Origin of the sequence: Lactococcus protaetiae (assembly GCF_006965445.1) — a bacterium.
Lineage (GTDB): Bacteria > Bacillota > Bacilli > Lactobacillales > Streptococcaceae > Lactococcus > Lactococcus protaetiae.
Genome location: NZ_CP041356.1, coordinates 895,085 through 914,596 on the forward strand (window position 1 = coordinate 895,085; position 19,512 = coordinate 914,596).

Here is a 19,512-nt window from a genome sequence, read left to right on the forward strand (position 1 = left end):
CTAAAAGCTAGGCGATTAGATAAATTGGAGAACTGTGCTTCGCACGAACCGTCCAATTTTCTAAATCGCTACGCTTTTGGTCGAGCGCCCTCATATCTTATATTTAGGAGGTAATTTTGAAGAAATTACTCACAACGATAGTCGCTGCAGGTGCCTTGCTTACTTTGGCTGCTTGCTCAACCAATTCATCAGCTAAAAATTCAAAATCAGCTGATAAGACAGTTACTTTTCATGCCTTAAATGGTGATATCAAAGTCCCAGCAAATCCTAAACGTGTTGCTGTTCAAAATTACCCAGATGAAGTTGCATCTCTTGGGGGTAATGTTGTCGGAACGGATTCATGGGCATTTCCAAATCCATATTTATCAGAAAATCAAAAGAAAAATATGGTTGATTTAGGTGCTCCAAAGTTCAATCTTGAAAAATTGATTGAGCAAAAACCAGACCTTATCATCACTGTGGATAAAGACCAAGTTGCGGATTATGAAAAGATTGCACCTACTGTGCTTGTAAATTATCAAAAACTTTCAAGTATGAATAAGTCTTTGGACTATTTTGCCAAATTGCTTAACCGCAAAGATGAAGAAAAAACTTTCCTCAAAGATTTTAAAAAAGCAGCAGATGCACAGAAAGCAAAATTGGAAAAAGCAGGCGTTACACCATCTAAAAATACGATTTCTCTTCTTGAACTTCAAGGGGATAAAATCTACGCCTTTGGTGATAACTTTGCACGCGGAGGTCAAACCTTGACGACAGGTTTAGGCTTTAAACAATCAGCTAAAATGGCAGAGCTTTCAAAAGGAATCGGCTATGCTGAGGTCAATGCAGAAAGCTTGAAGGATTTTGATGCAGATTATATCTTTGTTGACTTTGCGACGGTAGATAAAGCACAATTTACAGCATTGGAAAATAATCCAAGTTGGAAAAACCTTAAAGCGGTTAAAGAGGGTCACGTTGTGACAATGGATTATAACAAAGTTTATTTCTTTGCTGGTCCAACAGCGACTAAAAAAGAGCTTCCACTTTATACGGATGCTATCATCAAGGCTACAAAATAAGTTTGGAAAAGTGTATAATCATTTTATACACTTTTTATATGTAATAATTATTTATAGGACTTATTGAGATGAACATTAAACAACTTAGGTACGTGGTGGCTATCGCCAATACTGGAACTTTTCGAGAGGCTTCGGAACAACTTTTTGTAAGCCAACCGTCAATGTCAATTGCTGTCAAAGATTTGGAGCAAGAACTGGGTTTTCAGATTTTTGATCGAACAAATACAGGTGCAACATTGACAATTGAGGGTGAGCGTTTTTATGAACAAGCGCAAACAGTTTTGAGAAATTTTGAATCGTTTGAATCAAAATACTCCAAGCCGAAAGAGTCAGATAAGATTTTTTCTGTGGCAAGTCAGCACTATGATTTTTTGGCACCAGTGGCAGTGGATTTTGCAAAGAAAAATCCTGAAATCAAAAACTTTAGAATTTTTGAATCCACGACTTATAATATTTTGCAAGAAGTAGCTCAAGGACATAGCGAACTTGGAGTGGTTTATCTCAACAAACACAATCGCTCAGGGATTGTTCGGATGTTGGACAAATTAGAGTTGGAGTACGAGGAAATTTTCTTATCTCAAACACATATTTATATTCGCAAGGGACATCCTTTGGCGGAGCGGGCATCAATCAATGCAAATGATTTGAAACCACTAGATAGAGTTCGATTTACTCAGGAAAATGAACAATTTCTCTATTATTCAGAAGATTTAGTTGAAACTTTTGAGAATACATTTATCTATAATGTTACGGATCGCGCAAGCTTAAATGGAATTTTAGAGCGGACTGATGCTTATGCGACAGGGCTTGGATTTATTGATGATGCGAGTGTGCATAATGTAACTGTTGTACCAATGGATGGCGATAATGGAAATAGTTTGATTCTTGTTAAACATCGTGGTCATCTCTTATCCAATGCAGCGAGTTCTTATAAACGAAGCTTAGAAGTTTATTTTGAGAACTATAAATTTTAGTGAATTATTTATCTTCGCTAAGAACTAATGAAGTCAAGACTTATTCAGTGGGAGTTTCGACTCACCACTGAATTTAAGGTACAACCTCACATCAAAGATATGAGGTCACCTTGTCCAAGAAGCCTAGGCGCTAAAAGCGCCAACGCCCTATGGCAGTCGGACGAAATTCAAAGATTGCCATTCCGACTAGGTGCTTCTGCACCGTAGCGAGGATGGACAGCGTAGCGCAGCGGAGATAGTGCTGCTTTATCTCCGACCTAAGAGGTCGGAGTATTGCGATTGCGACTAGCCACTTTAGTGGCATAGCGAGCATCGACAGCGGAGTCGTAAGGCGGAGATAGCACGCACTTGTTTTGACAAATGAGATTAAAAAGTTCTGTCAGTTTAATGCGATTACAATGAGCATTGAATTGGCGAATAAAAGACTTATCAGCATAGCTGATAAATCTGTCAGCATACTGACAGAACTTTTATTTAATAAATTAGAGTTTTGTCAGTGAATAAAAGGGCTTACAGAAAATCAGGGCTAGAAAAAAAGTAGAAATTGTAGTAAAATTATCTTTGTAAATAAGCGAACAAAAGCTCGCTTAAACTCAAATAAAATAAATGGAGAAAAATCATGCCAAAATTAGTATTTGCACGTCATGGTGAATCTGAATGGAATCTTGCTAACCTTTTCACAGGTTGGGCTGATGTTGACCTTTCTGAAAACGGAACACAACAAGCAATTGATGCAGGTAAATTGATTAAAGAAGCAGGTATCGAGTTTGATATTGCTTACACTTCAGTATTAAAACGTGCGATTAAGACAACTAACCTTGCACTTGAATATTCTGACCAACTTTGGGTACCAGTTGTTAAATCATGGCGCTTAAATGAACGCCACTATGGTGGTTTGACAGGATTGAACAAAGCTGATGCTGCTGCAAAACATGGTGACGAACAAGTTCATATCTGGCGTCGTTCATATGATGTATTGCCACCTGCGATGGATCATGATGATAAATACACTGCTCATGGTGACCGTCGTTATGCTGGTCTTGAAGACTCATTGATTCCTGATGCAGAAAACCTCAAAGTTACTTTGGAACGCGCGCTTCCATTTTGGGAAGACCAAATCGCTCCAGCTTTGAAAGAAGGTAAAAATGTCTTTGTTGGTGCGCATGGTAACTCAATTCGCGCTCTCGTTAAACAAATCAAAAAACTTTCAGATGATGAAATCATGGATGTTGAAATTCCTAATTTCCCACCACTCGTGTTCGAATTTGATGATAATTTGAATGTTACATCCGAATACTATTTGGCACCAAAACAAGCTTAAAGGCTTGGATAAAGTCTGTCAAAAGGAGTTGTCAGTTCAATACGATTACTATAAGCATTGAATCGGCGGATAAAAGCTTTATCAACGGAGTTGAAAAAGCTGTCAGTTCAATGCGATTAACGTGAGCATTGAATCGGCGGATAAAAGCTTTATCAACGGAGTTGAAAAAGCTGTCAGTATACTGACAGCTTTTTTGTTATTTGAATCGGACAAATGAGTTTGCATTTTAATTGAAAAAAACAAAAGACTTGTATAAACTAGGATTATATCAGCGGTATTTGGTAAGAGATTTGAATGCTAAAATTGGCTACAGTGCTGATTTATCATTACTTTTTTCAATGGATTATCTATCATCAAAAATTGTAAGGAAAAGTTTTTATAAATGTGGTAAAATATGTAAGTATAATTTTAAAGAAAATTGATAAGGGATAGAGTTGTTCCAAAGATCATCTTGCTCTTGCTTGAACTGTTCTGAGCAAAAAGTGAAAAAAACTGATAAATAAAGTAGAGATGAGGAACACATCAAATGTATCGGAGTGCAAATGCCAACGAATAGAAGAAAAAACGACAAGAATGAAAGTGTAAATAAAGAAAAGAAAACGATGAAACATCCAGCAAAGTCAATTCCTGCTCGGGTGAATATTTTGTTTTTTGTGATTTTTATTCTTTTCATGATTTTGATTGCAAAACTTTTTAATATGCAAGTGTTAAACTCACATTTTTATGCGGATAAGATTGTTAATTCGGGGTCGAATGTTCAGATTATTGAAGGGCGCCGCGGGGAAATATCTATGATGCGACAGGTAAGCCCTTGGCAACGACTACTCCTGTTCAAGCTGTTGAGTTTACTCGTGGACAAAATACAACGGCTGAGGAGATGCGACAAGTTGCTGACCGTTTGGCAACGATTCTCCCAAGTACCATTGATGCAGGGAATCTGACTACTCGTGATAAAAAAGACTATTTTCTCGCAGATACAAAAAATCTTGATAAAATCGCAAATAGCTTGACTGAGAAAGAAAAAACGGATAAGCAAGGGAATGACTTATCTGGTTCGGAAATCTACGATGTTGAGTTGACCAAAGTCAAAGATAGTGATATTAATTTTACCCCACAACAAACTTTTGCAGCGAAATTATTCAAAGAGATGAATGGTACAACGACTTTTAATACCACAATGATTGCTGCAGGAGATATTACCCCAGAGCAACAGGCCAATATTGCCGAACACGAAAGTAGTTTACCAGGGATTAGCATCGGAACTTCTTGGACCCGCACTTACGCTCAAAATGCGCTCACTCCTCTAATGGGTGGTGTGACTAGTGAAAAACAAGGTATTCCAGCGGATGACCTTGATAAATATTTGAAAAAAGGCTATCAACGAAATGACCGAGTGGGTGTCGCTTTTCTAGAAAAAGCTTATGAAAGTGATTTGCAAGGGACGCATAATATCAGTAAGGTTGAAATTGATAAAAATGGCAATGTGTCAGGGACAAAGACAGTTCAGCAAGGAAAACGTGGCGATGATTTGAAATTGACGATTAATTTGGATTTCCAAAACAAAGTAAACAATATCGTCAAAACCCAGCTTGACCAACTGATACAACAAGGTTTTGGTGAGTACAACAAGGGAGCTTATGCAGTAGTATTGAATGTTAAAACTGGTGCGGTGCTTGCCTTATCAGGATATCAAAGAGATCCAAGTACAGGTAAAATAACAGAGGACACGCTTGGAACTTTCCAATCTGTCTTTACCCCAGGGTCTGTCGTGAAGATGGGGACATTGACGGCGGCATGGAACGCAGGTGTGATTTCAGGCAATGCAACTCAAACAGCACAAGCTATTCAATTCCAAGGTTCAAACCCTATTCTTGACTGGTGGGGAAGCAACGGAGCTGAAAATCCGATGGTACTCACTGCTGTGCAAGCATTGCAATATTCATCAAATACTTATATGGTTCAGCTTGCAATGAAAATGCTTGGTGACCCATATGTCAAATCTGGTCAAACACTGGATGATACCGACCGAGTGAAAGTTTATAATGAGCTGCGTAAAGCCTATGCCTCTTACGGTTTGGGGACATCAACAGGGCTTGATATTTCGGGAGAATCACAGGGGTACATTCCTGCGGCGGATTCAAAAGAAGCAACAGGTTCAAATCTTTTGATGGAAGCATTTGGTCAGTATGACAACTATACACCACTACAACTTGCCGTTTATGCAGCAACATTGGGAAATAACGGGACACGTCTTGCTCCTCATCTTGTTCAAGGTGTCTACGAAGGAGATACCAATGGTGGTCTAGGTGGCTTAGTGAAGAATATTACGCCTAAAATCATGGATAAAGTGAATATTACGCCAGATAATTTGGACGTTTTGCATCAAGGGATGTATCAAGTTGTTCACGGAACAGATGGATTGACGACAGGTCGAGGAATGAGTGAAGGAACGAATGTTTCTATCTCAGCTAAGACAGGGACGTCAGAAACATCATTCCAACTTCCAAATGGAACATGGACCAATCTGACTGCAAACAATGCGGTAGCTTTTGCTCCTACAGATGACCCACAGATTGCGATTGGTGTCGTTATCCCAAATAACACAGAAAATAATGCAAGTAATGGAACAAAGGCGAACCAAAATATAGTCACTCAAATCACAAATCTTTACTATTCCAATGCAGCATATCAAAAAGAATGAAGTCAAGACTTATTCAGCGGGAGTTTCGTAAAACAGTTGTCCATTTTCTCTAGTCGCTTCAGCGACTAGAGAAAATGGACAACTCGCCACTGAATTTAGTCGGACGAAATTCAAAGCTTAGTGCTGCTTTATCTCCGACCTAAGAGGTCGGAGTATTAGCACGCACTTGTTTTGATAAAGAATTGAGGAGAAATGTACTATCCAGAACCTATAGCAAAGCTGATTGAATCGTTTTCTAAATTACCTGGAATTGGGCAGAAAACGGCGACAAGGTTAGCTTTTCATACCATTGGCATGGATGACCAAGATGTCAATGAATTTGCTAAAAATTTGCTATCTGCAAAGCGTGATTTACGTTTTTGCTCAATTTGTGGCAATTTGACTGAAACTGACCCTTGTGGAATTTGTACGGACACCACTCGTGACAAATCTACCATTCTAGTAGTAGAAGAGTCTAAAGATGTGTTAGCAATGGAAAAAATCAGAGAATATCGTGGACTTTACCATGTGTTACATGGGACTATTTCGCCGATGAATGGAATTAGTCCTGATGAGATTAATGTAAAATCGCTCATTACCAGGTTGATGGATAGTAGTGTTTCAGAAGTTATTATTGCGACAAATGCAACTTCTGATGGCGAAGCGACGGCGATGTATTTAGCGAGAATGATTAAGCCAGCAGGGATAAAAGTGACACGATTGGCGCGTGGTTTAGCGGTTGGCTCTGATATTGAGTACGCCGATGAGGTAACGCTGTCCAAAGCTGTCGAAAATCGTATGGAGATATGATTTTTAACTAAAGCATATATTTTATCACTGAAAAAACAGACGGTCAGTGATAAAATGAAGTCAGGACTTATTTAGAGGGAGATAAAACTCCCTCTAGATTTAGGGTACAACCTCTAGGTGTAACGACTAAGCGACCTGTACGCAGCTAAAGCTGCAACAGTCTGCCTAACATCTTCGATATGAGGATTGTCCCAGAAGCCTAAGTGTTTGTTGCGCTGTGCTGTCCACACCTAGCTACGATGCCACGTGCTTTGCACGCCATTCTGCGAACGTTATACGCAACTTCGTTGCTCCGCTGTCCTTTTGCTTAGGGGCTAAAGGCAAAGCCACAAGTTGAGTCGCAAAGCGCTAACACCTTAGGGTAGTCGGACGAAAGTCGAAGAGAGTGTGGTTTCATTTCCACCCTGAAAAGCTGGAAATGTTAGCATACACTTACTTTGATAAACAAGGACAATGAATTTTTATCGTTGGCCATTTTCTGTTCGCCTCAGAGGCTGAGCGAGGATGGACGAATAAGTTATAATAGCAAAAGAGACGTTTGTCAGTATACTGACAGGATTGTCAATGATTACAGGAGTTAAGAGAGATGATGTCAAAAGAAACTTTAATTTTACTTTATGGTGGTCGAAGTGCAGAGCGTGAGGTTTCTGTTTTGTCGGCTGAAAGCGTGATGCGTGCGGTAAATTATGACCGATTTAATGTTAAAACATACTTCATCACAAAGTCTGGTGATTTCATCAAAACGCAAGAATTCACAGCGTTACCTGCTACTGACGAAAAATTGATGACTAATGACAGCGTTGTGTGGAATGACAAGATTGCGCCGTCAGCGATTTATGAAACAGATGCTATTGTTTTTCCTGTGCTACATGGACCAATGGGAGAAGATGGCTCTATTCAGGGCTTTTTAGAGATTTTGAAATTGGCTTATGTTGGCCCAAATATTTTGTCGGCAAGTAGTACAATGGATAAATTATTGGCAAAACACGTCTTTGAGTCTGTCGGAGTTCCTCAAGTTCCTTATGTCGCTGCATTTGCAGATGAAAATCAAGCTGAGATTGCTGAAGAAGTTGTCGAAAAACTTCAATTTCCAGTCTTTGTAAAACCAGCAAATATGGGCTCAAGTGTCGGAATTAGTAAGGTTGAAGATTTGACAGAACTAGCGCGTGCGCTGACAGAAGCTTATAAGTATGATAATCGCGTTGTGATTGAACAAGGTGTGGATGCTCGTGAAATTGAGTGTGCCGTCCTTGGGAATGGTGGCGAAATTTCAGCAACTCTGCCAGGCGAAGTTGTAAAAGATGTCGCTTTTTACGATTATAATTCTAAATATATTGATAATAAAATTCAGATGGATATTCCAGCGCACATTGCGCCAAAGCTTGCTGAACAAATTCAAACTTATGCGATTAAAGCGTATAAAGCGGTCAATGGTACAGGATTATCACGTTGCGATTTTTTTGTAACAGCAGATGGAAGATTGTATCTCAACGAAATTAACGCTATTCCAGGATTTACGCAGTGGTCAATGTATCCATTACTCTGGGAAAACATGGGCTTGAGCTATTCAGCTTTGATTGAAAAACTTGTCGATTTGGCAAAATCTGCCTTTGAAACCCGAGAAAAACACCTTTTGTAAGATTTGAAGTGATTACTTCATCTCCTACTGATGTTAGGGCACAATCCCACATCAAAGATATGAGGTCACACCTCCGCTTCACTTCGTTATCCATTCGCTCTATCTCCGCTTTGCTCCGCTGTCGATTTCACTAACCGACTAAAGTCGGAAGTTCAAATCGCAATCAACTAAAGTCGCAAGGCGAAGTGGTCTTGTCCCTGAAGTCTAAGCGCTATCTCCGCCCTTTGGGCTACGCTGTCCATCCTCGCTACGGTGCTACGTGCTTCGCACGCCGTTCTGCGAACGGTCTATGCAACTTCGTTGCGCCGCTGTCCGTTTGCTTAACTGCTAAAGCAGTAAGAGCAAAAGGCAAAGCACCTAGTCGGAGTGGCAACTCCCCACCTCTTTAGGTGGAGGGATAAGCAGCACTAAACTTTGTTTTCGTTCTACTGCCCTAGGGTCTTCTCGACTTGTGGCTTTAGCCACTTAGCAAGAGTGGACAGCGTAGCTCAAAGGGCGGAGATAGGGTTAAAAAGCTGTCATAAAAGTCTGTCAGTTCAATGCGATTACGGTGAGCGTTGAATCGGCGAATGGAGGACTTATCAGCACAGCTGAGAAGTCTGTCAGTATACTGACAGGCTTTTTTTGTTGAAAAATTCGTGAAAATCGCACTAGTGTACACTAGTGAAGGAGTTCTTGACAGAACTCCTTCATCAATTAATTGAATAGAGGTTTAAAGCGTGCAAAGTGAGTTGGAGAATATTTATCATTCAAAGATAAACAATCTGAATTTTTTGTTAGTGGATATTGCTTATCGTAAACCCCATTTGCACTTTGATATGGAAGTATCGTTTGTCCTTGAGGGAAAAGGAAAAATTAGAACTCAAGAACAAGAATTTACTATTCAAGCAGGGCAGGGCATTATTTTTAATAGTTGCCAGATTCATGAGTTTATCTCAGAACAAGCGATGAAAGTCTTGGTCGTGCAGTTTAGTACAACAATCCTTGAGATTATTTTTCCTCAGTTGGATCGGACAAACTTTGAAAGCCGACCCTTTGATTTGGAGAATAATCCTGAAGTCCTTTATTTTATTCTTCAAGCAGCTCTGAGTTATTTTGAAGAAGGGACGCATTCTCCGTTGCGCGTGCATGGTTACACCTCGTTGGTTCTGGATGGGCTGATGGAAATCTGCAATTACGACATTCTCAGTGCAGCCCAACAAAATAAATTGATGGACTTACAAGAGCGTATCCAGCGGATTTCTTCGTACATCCATGAACACTACACCAGCAAGATTTCACTAGATGATTTAGCGACACGTGAAGGATTTTCTCGGACTTATTTTAGTCACTTTTTTAAAAATAATTTTGGTATCACTTTTAAAGAGTACTTGGATAACTTACGCTGTGAAAAAGCACGAACTCTTCTTGCATCGACGAATGAAAATCTGCTCACAATTTCCTATATTTGTGGTTTTTCTGACATCAGGACATTGAATAATGCATTCTCTAAATGCTATGGTGTTTCTCCAAGAGATTATCGGAGAAACAATTTGAACTCATCAGTTAACCTAAAAATGTCTTTTAACCAAGATGAGATTGACAACCAAAAAATGTATGACGATAAGGAAAGTTTCGACTTGCTCCAAGATTATTTAGAAGCACGATTTACAAATTTTAGACTTAATAGCACCACACTACATCATCAATGAAAGCCGTAAGTAGCCGAAAAGCAGTAGAATACTGACAGGAACTGGCAACTATTGTCGCCTTTTTTGTCAGTAAAAATGCTATAATGAAACTACTATGAAACTCACAATCCAAGAAATTGCAACAGTAGTCCATGCAAAAAATAATCTATCAGAACTGACAGACGCAGAAATCCATAACATTGAATTTGATAGCCGTCTGATTAAGCCAGGTGACATTTTTCTTCCGCTCAAAGGAGCTAGAGATGGGCATGAATTCATTGACATAGCTTTTGAAAATGGCGCTATTATCACGTTCTCCGAAAAAGAAATCAATCAACCCCATTTTCTTGTAGAAGACAATCTTGTCGCCTTTCAAACCTTAGCTCAGTACTATCTCCAAAAAACAAAAGTGCCTGTTATTGCAGTGACAGGGAGCAATGGTAAGACAACAACCAAAGATATGATTGCCGCGGTCTTATCAGAAAAATACATGACTTACAAAACACAAGGAAACCATAATAATGAAATTGGTCTTCCTTACACGATTTTGCATATGCCTGAGCGGACAGAAAAGCTTGTTCTTGAAATGGGTATGGATCACCCAGGGATATTGATTTTCTCTCAAAACTTGCCCAACCAGAGCTTGCATTGATTACACTGATTGGCGAAGCTCACTTGGAGTTTATGGGTTCCAGAGAGGCAATTGCTAAAGGAAAAATGGGGATTACCGCAGGTCTTCACGGGAGCTTATTGCACCAGCTGACCCGATTATCAATACCTACATTCCTGAAAACCAAAAAATAACACGCTTTGGGCCAAATGAAGATATTTTTATCACAAAGCTTATAGAACACAAGGACTATTTGAGCTTTAACGCTAACTTTCTTGATGAAACAATCACAATCCCAGTTCCCGGAAAATATAATGCCACAAATGCGATGTTGGCAGCCTATGTCGGACGTCATTACGGATTATCCGAAAAGCAAATCAAAGAAGCACTAGGAAGAGTTGAACTCACCCGTAATCGCACAGAATGGAAAAAAGCTGCGAACGGAGCCGATATTTTAAGTGACGTTTACAATGCAAACCCTACGGCGATGAAGCTGATTTTAGAAACTTTTCAAGCCATCCCCAAAAATGAAAATGGGAGAAAAATCGCAGTGCTTGCGGATATGCTAGAACTTGGAGAGACAGCAGCACAGCTTCACGCAGATATTTTGGAAACTCTAGATTTTGCGACAATTGATCAAGTCTATCTTTACGGGCCATTGATGGAAAATCTAGCAAAAGTTGCAACAGACAAGCCAGTCAGTCACTTTACAGACCTGTCAGCACTGACAGAAACTCTATCAGTTACTCTGACTCCTCAAGACCAGATACTCTTTAAAGGTTCTAATGGTATGAAATTAGCGACCGTTGTTGAAGCTCTGATGAATAAAAAATAAAACACTGATATTCAGTGTTTTTATTTTAACTTAGCAAGTGCGTGCTAATTTCCCACTAATGAAGTAATTACTTAAAAGCTAAATTATCAGAAAATTTAACTAATTCTTGACATTTAAAAAGCAGTTAAGTATAATATCAATACATTGAATGTTCAGAAAAATCAGAACGTTCGCTGAATGTCATTGTTAAAGAAATGAGTTTGCTCACTCCGCCTTAGCAACTTGGATTTATAGTAATTTCCAAATAGTTTGGACTCTAACTCATCTCTTAAGGAGAAAATAAATGAAAAAAAGTAAACTCATCGGCTTGTCCGTCCTTTCGTTAGCATCAGTTGGCGTTCTTGCCGCTTGTGGAAATAGCAACAGCGCTCAAAAAAATATTCAATTTTCCATTCCGACAGATGTCGCTTCTTTGGATACTACTTTACTCACAGACCAATACTCTTACGACGTTGCAGGAAATGTTGAAGAAGGAGCAACTCGTGTAAATAGTAAGGGTGATGCCGCACTAGCTTTAGCAAAATCAATTGATGTTTCAAAAGACGGTTTGACCTATACGATTACTCTAAGAGATGGCTTGAAATGGTCAAACGGAGATAAACTCACAGCTAAAGATTTTGTCTATGCATGGCAACGCGCTGTAGACCCAAAAACAGGCTCAGAATACGCCTACCTCATGGGTGCAGTAAAAGGTGCCAATGATATAATGGCGAGCAAAGCTGCGGTAAATACTTTGGGCATCAAAGCAGATAGCGATACTCAATTTACTGTCACTCTGGCACAACCAACACCTTACTTTAAATTCCTCCTCTCAGAACCCGTTTATTATCCTCTTGACCAAAAAGTTGTCGAAAAATATGGCAAACAATTCGGTACAACATCCGCAAAAATGGTTTATGACGGACCATTTATGTTTACCTCGAAAAATGGTTGGACAGGAACAAATAAAAAATTCTCTATCTATAAAAACCCAAATTACTACGACAAATCAGCTGTGAAGTCTGACGAGATAGATTTCCAAGTCATTAGCAATGCCAATACTGGTGCACAACTCTACAAGCAAAAGAAACTTGACTTCACTCTGCTCCCAACAACAGACCTTATCAATGCAAACAAAAACGTCAAAGGCTTTACAGTGTTTAAACAAGCCAGAACAGACTATATTGAGTACAACCAATCAGGAAAAAATGCTTCAAGTACAGATGCTCAAAAAGCATTAGCCAATCAAGATATTCGTGAAGCACTCAATCTTGCGACAAACCGTAAAGAAGTTGTTCAAACAGCATTGCCAGATTCAACACCAGCAACGAGCTTCACTCCAGTGGGCATGAGTAAGACAGCGACAGGAGAAGATTTTGCGACATATGCCAAACAAGATTATACCTATGATGCTGCAAAAGCTAAGACCTTATGGGAAACGGGACTAAAAGAAACGGGACTTACAAAAGTCACTCTGAGTTTTGAAGCAGCAGGTGACCTCGCGCCATCTGCCGCCACAGCAAACTATCTCCAAACTTCCTATGAAAAGGCACTTCCAGGATTAACCGTTAATCTGAAACTTGTACCATTCCAACAACGCTTAAAAGATGCGCAAAATGGTACATTTGACATGATTCTTTCAGGCTGGGGCGGAGACTATGCAGAACCTTCTACATTCCTCCAACTCTTTACCACAGGACAAGCCTATAACGATGGTAAATTCTCAAGTAAAGCCTATGATAAAGCATTTACAGCAGCGACGACCACGCCAGATGTCTTAGAGCCAGCCAAAGTAGATGCAGACTACAAAGAAGCAGAAACAGCACTCTATCAAGGCTCATACATCAATCCAGTAGATTTTCAAGCCAATCCAGCTCTGATGAATCCGAACATCAAAGGATTAGAATTTCACTCCACAGGACTTGCCTATGATTTGAAGACAGCATATTTAAAATAATAGACGAAAATAGCTCAGTAGAGCTATTTTTTCATATCTATAAATGACTAATAAAAATAAAACAAAAAATATTCAGAAAAATCTATCATTTCTCTTGACAAGCTTAAATGAACCTGATAAAATAAAGCATATCGAATTTTCAGACAATTGTAATTAAACTAGAAAATTCAAAAATAAAGATAAAAGAGGGAAATCACATGAAAACTTGGAAAAAAGTTACTTTAGGTACAGTAGCACTCGGCTCTGCAGCATTACTTGCTGCTTGTGGCTCAGGCTCAGGTTCAGCTTCAAAATCAAGTCGTGCACCACAGCTTGCCATTCCGACAGACATCACAACACTTGACTCGTCAATGGCGACTGATACATATTCAAATATTTTCATCGGTAACACTGAAGAAGGTGCAACACGTGTTAACGCTGAAGGGAAAGCAGTTCCAGCATTAGCTAAAAGTGTGGAAGCTTCATCGGATGGTTTGACTTATACCATTAAATTGAGAGATGGATTGAAATGGTCAAATGGAGATGCTCTTACAGCAAAAGATTTCGTCTATGCTTGGCAACGTGCAGTAAATCCTAAGACTGGTTCACAATATGCTTATCTCATGGCTAATATTAAAGGCGCATCTGAAATTATGGCAAGTAAAGCTGACCCAAGCACTCTTGGAATTAAACAAGTTTCAGATACAGAGTTCACCGTCACTTTGACGACACCAACACCATATTTTGACTTCTTGCTTTCTCAATCAGTTTATTATCCTTTAAATCAAAAGTTTGTTGAAAAGTATGGTAAAGACTATGGTACTTCATCAGATAAAACACTTTATTCAGGACCATTTGTCTTCAAAGGAAAAGGATGGACAGGAACCAATGGTTCATTCAAATTAGTTAAAAATCCTGACTACTGGGATAAGAAAAATGTAAAATCAGACGAAGTTGATTATCAAGTTGTCAAAAATCCAAATACAGCTGTTCAACTTTACAAACAAGGGAAACTTGACCAAGTTGGTCTAGGAACTCCAGACCTTTACAATGCGAATAAAGGCTACACTAAAAACACGAAACTTGTAAAACTTAAAGAAGCGACTACAGATTATATTGAATATAACCAAACAGGAAAAGGAACATCAAATCCTACTGCAGCCAAGGCTCTTCAAAACAAGAATATTCGTGAAGCATTGAATCTGGCAACAGACCGTGCGACTATCGTAGCTCAAACTACAGCAGGTTCAACAGTAGCAACAGGCTTGACACCAGCAGGTATGGCTAAGACTTCTGATGGTACAGACTTTGCAGAATATGCAGCTCAACCTTATACTTATGACCCAGCAAAAGCAAAAACACTTTGGGAAAAAGGATTGAAGGAAATCGGAGCAACATCTGTTAACCTTTCATACGAAACAGATGCTGATTCTCCAACAGCGAAACAACAAGCAGACTTCCTCCAAACATCATTGGCTAAAAACCTTCCAGGATTGACAATCACTGAAAAGATTGTACCATTCCAACAACGTTTGAAAGACTCTCAAAACCATCAATTTGACATGGTCAACTCACTTTGGGGTGGTGACTACGCAGAGCCATCTACATTCTTGTCACTCTTTATCAAAGGTTCAGGATACAATGATGGTGGATTTGTTAATCCAACTTATCAAGCAGCATGGGATAAAGCATCAACTCTTCCAGATGTGACAAATGATGATGCACGGAATGCAGACTATAAAGCAGCAGAAAAAGCACTTTATGATGAATCAAGTATCAATCCAATCTACTTCCGTACAACTCCAGCGCTTCGTAACACAGCGATGAAAGGATTGCAATTTAATTCTACAGGGCTTAACTACGACCTTAAAGGTGTGTATATCAAATAAAAAAATATCTCTTCGGAGATATTTTTTATGAAAATTATTGAAGCGTCTCAAAGTGTTAAAAGTGATAAGAAAAATTTTGTAGAAAAAACGTTCGGCAAAAATATAAAAATTCCCGCTTTTTTAGAAATGGTTATCCATTATACTTTACATTTCAGATTGAATTAAGTATAATACCAATATAATAAATTTTCTGACAATAATAAACATTGCAAATCAGAGAATATTTATGAAAGAGGGAAATCACATGAAAACTTGGAAAAAAGTTACTCTAGGTACAGTTGCGCTTGGTTCAGCTGCACTTCTTGCAGCTTGTGGTGGAGGTTCATCTTCATCTTCAACTTCAAAAAATCCACAACTTGAGTTGACGACAGATATTACTACACTTGATTCTGCTTTGGCAACAGATACTTATTCTGGAGAAATCATCGGTAATACGCAAGAAGGTCTGACTCGAGTAAATAACGAAGGCGTTGCTGAAAATGCTCTTGCAAAAGACATTAAAGTTTCTGATGATGGTAAAGTTTACACCATCACTTTACATGATGGACTTAAATGGTCTGATGGAACACCTTTAACAGCAAAAGATTTTGTTTACTCTTGGCAACGTGCAGTTAATCCTGCAACAGGTTCACAGTACGCTTACCTTTATTCAGATGCGGGCCACATCAAAAATGCTTCTGAAATTAACTCAGGTAAGATTAAAGACCTGAATCAGCTCGGTGTAGTAGCGAATTCGGATACAGAGTTGACAGTTACATTGACACAACCAGTTCCTTACTTTAAATTCTTACTTGCAGCTCCTGTCTATGCTCCAGTACAAAAAGCTGCGGTAGAAAAATATGGCAAACAATATGGTACAACTTCTGATAAGATGGTTTACTCAGGTCCATTTGTCTTCAAGAAAAATGCTGGTTGGACAGGAACAAATGCTAACTTCTCACTCGTTAAAAATCCAAATTACTACGATAAGAAGAATGTAAAATCTAATGAAATTGATTTCCAAGTTGTGAAGAATCCTAATACAGCAGTACAGCTTTACAAACAAGGTAAACTTGATGAAGCACCAATCGCATCACCTGAACTTTATAGCGCTAACAAAGGCTTTAATGGTGGTAAAGATTATGTACCTTTGAAAGAAGCTACAACAGCATATATTGAGTATAACCAGTCTGGTAAAGGAACATCAAATCCTACTGCTGCTAAAGCATTGCAAAATGTGAATATTCGTGAGGCAATCAATCTTGCTACAAATCGTAATGAACTTGTTAAACAATTTTACCCAGGTTCAGCACCAGCGACAGGCTTAGTGCCAGCAGGTATGGCTACAACTCAAACAGGAGAAGATTTCTCTAAATATGCAGCTCAACCTTATACTTACGATGTAGCTAAAGCAAAAGAATTATGGCAAAAAGGTTTGAAAGAAATTGGTGCTAAATCTGTAAATCTTACTTATACAACTGATGCAGATAAACCAGTAGCCAAAGCAACAGCAGATTATCTCCAAACTTCTCTTGCTAAAGCCCTTCCAGGTTTGACAATCACTGAAAAAATCGTACCATTCCAACAACGTTTGAAAGATTCACAAACTCAAAACTTTGATATGGTAATGACACTTTGGGGTGGTGACTATGCAGAACCATCTACTTTCTTGAATCTCTTTACACAAAATTCAGGACAAAATGATGGTAAGGTTAATAACCCAGCATATGAAGCAGCCTTCAATAAAGCATCTACACTCCCAGATGTAATGGATGATGCAGCACGTAATGCTGATTACAAAGATGCAGAACAAGCACTCTTTGAACAATCAAGTATCAACCCAGTATATTTCCGTACTACACCATCACTTCGTAACCCTAACCTTAAAGGCTTTAACTTCCACGGTACAGGTTTGAATTACAACCTTAAAGGGACTTACGTTAAATAATTGATAAATGAAGTCAAGACTTATTTAGTGGGAGTTTCAAACCACTGAATTTAGTCGGACGAAATTCAAAGCTTAGTGCTGCTTTATCTCTGACCTAAGAGGTCGGAGTATTAGCACGCACTTGCTTTGATAAATTTTATTTAATGAAAAAGCAGGGCTCTTTGTAGCGCCTACTTTTTCGTGTTATTATAGGAAAACTTAAATTATGCTAGTTAAATATATTTTGAAGCGCGTCCTTTTGATGGTGCTCACTCTTTTCTTGGTTATCACAGCAACTTTCTTCTTAATGCAAGTTATGCCAGGGACACCATTCAATAATCCCAAATTATCACCAGACCAAGTTCATGCGTTGATGATTACTTATGGACTTGATAAACCACTTTGGCAACAGTACTTGATTTATCTAGGTCATGCTTTTACAGGTAACTTTGGTACATCTTTTACTTACATGAATCAACCTGTTAGTATGATGATTGCGCAACGTTTGCCAGTTTCTGCCCAACTTGGTGTCGAAGCGATGATTATTGCTATTGTCTTCGGTGTTCTATTTGGCGTATTGTCTGCTCGTTATCGTAATACTTGGGTTGATGGACTTTTGTCGGTCATCTCAACTTTTGCTTTCTCAGTTCCTTCATTTGTTGTTGGTACTTTATTACTCTTGCTTTTTGGTTATACATTAAATGTCTTGCCAGTTACGGGTTGGGATGGTTTCGGAGCTTCGACATCTGTCATGCCTGCAATCGCCCTCTCTCTAGCTTCTATGGCACAAGTGACAGCATTTGTACGTTCTGAGATGATAGAGTCTTTAAGTTCTGACTATATTCTCTTAGCTAGAGCGAAAGGTTTATCTAGCAATGAAGTGCTTTGGAAACACGCACTTCGTAACTCTCTTATCCCAATGCTTACCTTGATTGGTCCAATGACAGCTGCTCTTTTGACTGGTTCAGTTCTTATCGAAACCATCTTCAGTATTCCTGGTATTGGTCAACAATTTGTTCAATCTATCCCATCTAAAGACTTCCCAGTTATTATGGGGACGACAATCGTTTATGCAGCGATGTTGATGATTATGATTCTTGTGACGGATATTATCACGGCATTTGTTGATCCACGTGTAAGATTGGACTAGAAAGGAGAGTAGAAAAATGGAAAATGTTAATAATAAATTTACCCTTGTGGGAACCAAAGGTTCTCATGATATGGAACTTATCTCAAAACCTGCTCTGACTTTCTGGCAAGATGCTTGGCGTCGATTTAAGAAGAATAAAATTGCAGTTGTCGCGATGGTTGTTGTTGTCTTTACTTTGCTCTTTGCACTGGTTTCTACTGTACTTGTTCCTCAAAAAGCAGCGAATAATTTTAACCCTAATAAAGTACAAGTTTATAAGAATTTACCTCCTAAAATCGGTAATCTTGGAATTCCTGGATTTGATGGTAGGTTTACCCCACCAGGTAACTCAGAAGCTTCCAATGTTTATAAAGACCAAAATGTTCCAAAAGGTACTTCATTCATTTTGGGAACGGATAATCTTGGACGGTCGTTGGCAAAACGTACGATTGTTGGTTTGCGTATCTCACTTTTGATTGCCTTTGCAGCGATTCTCTTTGATATTTTCATTGGTATTACCTATGGTTTGATTTCAGGCTGGGTCGGTGGTAGGGTCGATAATGTGATGCAGCGGATTATCGAAATCATTTCATCTATTCCTTATCTAGTTATTGTAACAATGTTGGGGATGCTTTTTGGTCAAGGGGTTACTTCAATTATCTTGGCGATTGGTATGTTTATTTGGACAGGGATTGCCAGACAGGTGCGTAACTTAACTTTGAGCTGGAAAGAACGGGAATTTGTCCTTGCAGCCCGTACCTTGGGAGAGTCTACTTTCCGAATCATGGTGCGTCATTTACTTCCTAATATGCTTGGTGTTATTATCGTTCAGATCATGTTTGATATTCCATCAGTTATCTTTGCTGAAGCTACGTTATCTGCAATTAATCTCGGAGTTAAGCCGCCAACATCTTCGCTTGGTTCATTAATTTCTGACGGTATTTCAAGTTTGCAATTTTATCCATTCCAACTTGCTGTGCCAGCCGTTGTCCTCTGTCTTTTGTCACTCTCATTCTTCCTCTTTGGTTATGGGCTTCGTGATGCGTTTGACCCTAAATCTGCGGATTAATAATGAA

At 39.0% G+C, this 19,512-nt stretch carries 13 protein-coding genes and 2 pseudogenes; all 15 read left to right on the top strand.

Going from position 1 to position 19,512, the window contains the following annotated elements:
* Positions 1 to 116 precede the first annotated feature (116 nt).
* The 15 genes and pseudogenes from FLP15_RS04545 (at position 117) to FLP15_RS04605 (ending at position 19,505) form a co-directional block, all read left to right on the top strand.
* A complete protein-coding gene (locus FLP15_RS04545; protein ID WP_142766174.1) occupies positions 117 to 1,058 on the top strand; it encodes an iron-hydroxamate ABC transporter substrate-binding protein in 942 nt (313 codons plus the stop codon).
* A gap of 68 nt (positions 1,059 to 1,126) precedes the next feature.
* Entirely contained in the window at positions 1,127 to 2,032 is a 906-nt protein-coding gene (locus FLP15_RS04550) for a LysR family transcriptional regulator (protein WP_142766175.1), read from the top strand.
* A 353-nt stretch (positions 2,033 to 2,385) separates the two neighbouring features.
* Entirely contained in the window at positions 2,386 to 2,532 is a 147-nt protein-coding gene (locus FLP15_RS13015) for a hypothetical protein (RefSeq protein WP_223804725.1), read from the top strand.
* Positions 2,533 to 2,651: 119 nt separating this feature from the next.
* Positions 2,652 to 3,353 carry a phosphoglycerate mutase gene (locus FLP15_RS04555; RefSeq protein ID WP_120773113.1) on the top strand — a complete coding sequence of 234 codons (702 nt, stop codon included), beginning with the start codon at positions 2,652 to 2,654 and terminating at the stop codon, positions 3,351 to 3,353.
* Positions 3,354 to 3,895: 542 nt separating this feature from the next.
* Positions 3,896 to 6,054: pseudogene (locus tag FLP15_RS04560) on the top strand (penicillin-binding transpeptidase domain-containing protein).
* A 192-nt stretch (positions 6,055 to 6,246) separates the two neighbouring features.
* Positions 6,247 to 6,843 (top strand): recombination mediator RecR, encoded by a 597-nt coding sequence (gene recR, locus FLP15_RS04565; protein ID WP_142766176.1) that lies wholly within the window; start codon positions 6,247 to 6,249, stop codon positions 6,841 to 6,843.
* 589 nt (positions 6,844 to 7,432) lie between these two features.
* Positions 7,433 to 8,482: a D-alanine--D-alanine ligase gene (locus FLP15_RS04570; protein ID WP_142767431.1), complete on the top strand. Its 1,050-nt coding sequence runs from the start codon at positions 7,433 to 7,435 to the stop codon at positions 8,480 to 8,482.
* 731 nt (positions 8,483 to 9,213) lie between these two features.
* Positions 9,214 to 10,173 (top strand): AraC family transcriptional regulator, encoded by a 960-nt coding sequence (locus FLP15_RS04575; protein ID WP_223804726.1) that lies wholly within the window; start codon positions 9,214 to 9,216, stop codon positions 10,171 to 10,173.
* 94 nt (positions 10,174 to 10,267) lie between these two features.
* A pseudogene (locus FLP15_RS04580) lies at positions 10,268 to 11,597 on the top strand (UDP-N-acetylmuramoyl-tripeptide--D-alanyl-D-alanine ligase).
* A 283-nt stretch (positions 11,598 to 11,880) separates the two neighbouring features.
* Entirely contained in the window at positions 11,881 to 13,533 is a 1,653-nt protein-coding gene (locus tag FLP15_RS04585; protein WP_142766178.1) for a peptide ABC transporter substrate-binding protein, read from the top strand.
* Between the two features lie 197 nt (positions 13,534 to 13,730).
* Positions 13,731 to 15,401: a peptide ABC transporter substrate-binding protein gene (locus FLP15_RS04590; protein WP_142766179.1), complete on the top strand. Its 1,671-nt coding sequence runs from the start codon at positions 13,731 to 13,733 to the stop codon at positions 15,399 to 15,401.
* 27 nt (positions 15,402 to 15,428) lie between these two features.
* Complete coding sequence (locus tag FLP15_RS12700) at positions 15,429 to 15,566, top strand: hypothetical protein (protein WP_190288347.1); 138 nt, start codon at positions 15,429 to 15,431, stop codon at positions 15,564 to 15,566.
* A gap of 79 nt (positions 15,567 to 15,645) precedes the next feature.
* Positions 15,646 to 17,328 carry a peptide ABC transporter substrate-binding protein gene (locus FLP15_RS04595; RefSeq protein ID WP_142766180.1) on the top strand — a complete coding sequence of 561 codons (1,683 nt, stop codon included), beginning with the start codon at positions 15,646 to 15,648 and terminating at the stop codon, positions 17,326 to 17,328.
* 205 nt (positions 17,329 to 17,533) lie between these two features.
* Positions 17,534 to 18,457, top strand: coding sequence for an ABC transporter permease (locus FLP15_RS04600; RefSeq protein WP_142766181.1), 924 nt, complete (start codon positions 17,534 to 17,536; stop codon positions 18,455 to 18,457).
* A 16-nt stretch (positions 18,458 to 18,473) separates the two neighbouring features.
* On the top strand, positions 18,474 to 19,505 hold the full coding sequence (locus FLP15_RS04605; protein WP_142766182.1) for an ABC transporter permease: 1,032 nt from the start codon (positions 18,474 to 18,476) through the stop codon (positions 19,503 to 19,505).
* Positions 19,506 to 19,512 lie beyond the last annotated feature (7 nt).

Excerpts from the sequence above, each read along its gene's own strand:
- FLP15_RS12700 (WP_190288347.1), top strand. The coding sequence starts at position 15,429 with ATGAAAATTATTGAAGCGTCTCAAAGTGTTAAAAGTGATAAGAAAAAT.
- FLP15_RS04605 (WP_142766182.1), top strand. The coding sequence starts at position 18,474 with ATGGAAAATGTTAATAATAAATTTACCCTTGTGGGAACCAAAGGTTCT.
- recR (WP_142766176.1), top strand. The coding sequence starts at position 6,247 with ATGTACTATCCAGAACCTATAGCAAAGCTGATTGAATCGTTTTCTAAA.
- FLP15_RS04600 (WP_142766181.1), top strand. The coding sequence starts at position 17,534 with ATGCTAGTTAAATATATTTTGAAGCGCGTCCTTTTGATGGTGCTCACT.
- FLP15_RS04585 (WP_142766178.1), top strand. The coding sequence starts at position 11,881 with ATGAAAAAAAGTAAACTCATCGGCTTGTCCGTCCTTTCGTTAGCATCA.
- FLP15_RS04595 (WP_142766180.1), top strand. The coding sequence starts at position 15,646 with ATGAAAACTTGGAAAAAAGTTACTCTAGGTACAGTTGCGCTTGGTTCA.
- FLP15_RS04550 (WP_142766175.1), top strand. The coding sequence starts at position 1,127 with ATGAACATTAAACAACTTAGGTACGTGGTGGCTATCGCCAATACTGGA.
- FLP15_RS04590 (WP_142766179.1), top strand. The coding sequence starts at position 13,731 with ATGAAAACTTGGAAAAAAGTTACTTTAGGTACAGTAGCACTCGGCTCT.
- FLP15_RS04570 (WP_142767431.1), top strand. The coding sequence starts at position 7,433 with ATGTCAAAAGAAACTTTAATTTTACTTTATGGTGGTCGAAGTGCAGAG.
- FLP15_RS04555 (WP_120773113.1), top strand. The coding sequence starts at position 2,652 with ATGCCAAAATTAGTATTTGCACGTCATGGTGAATCTGAATGGAATCTT.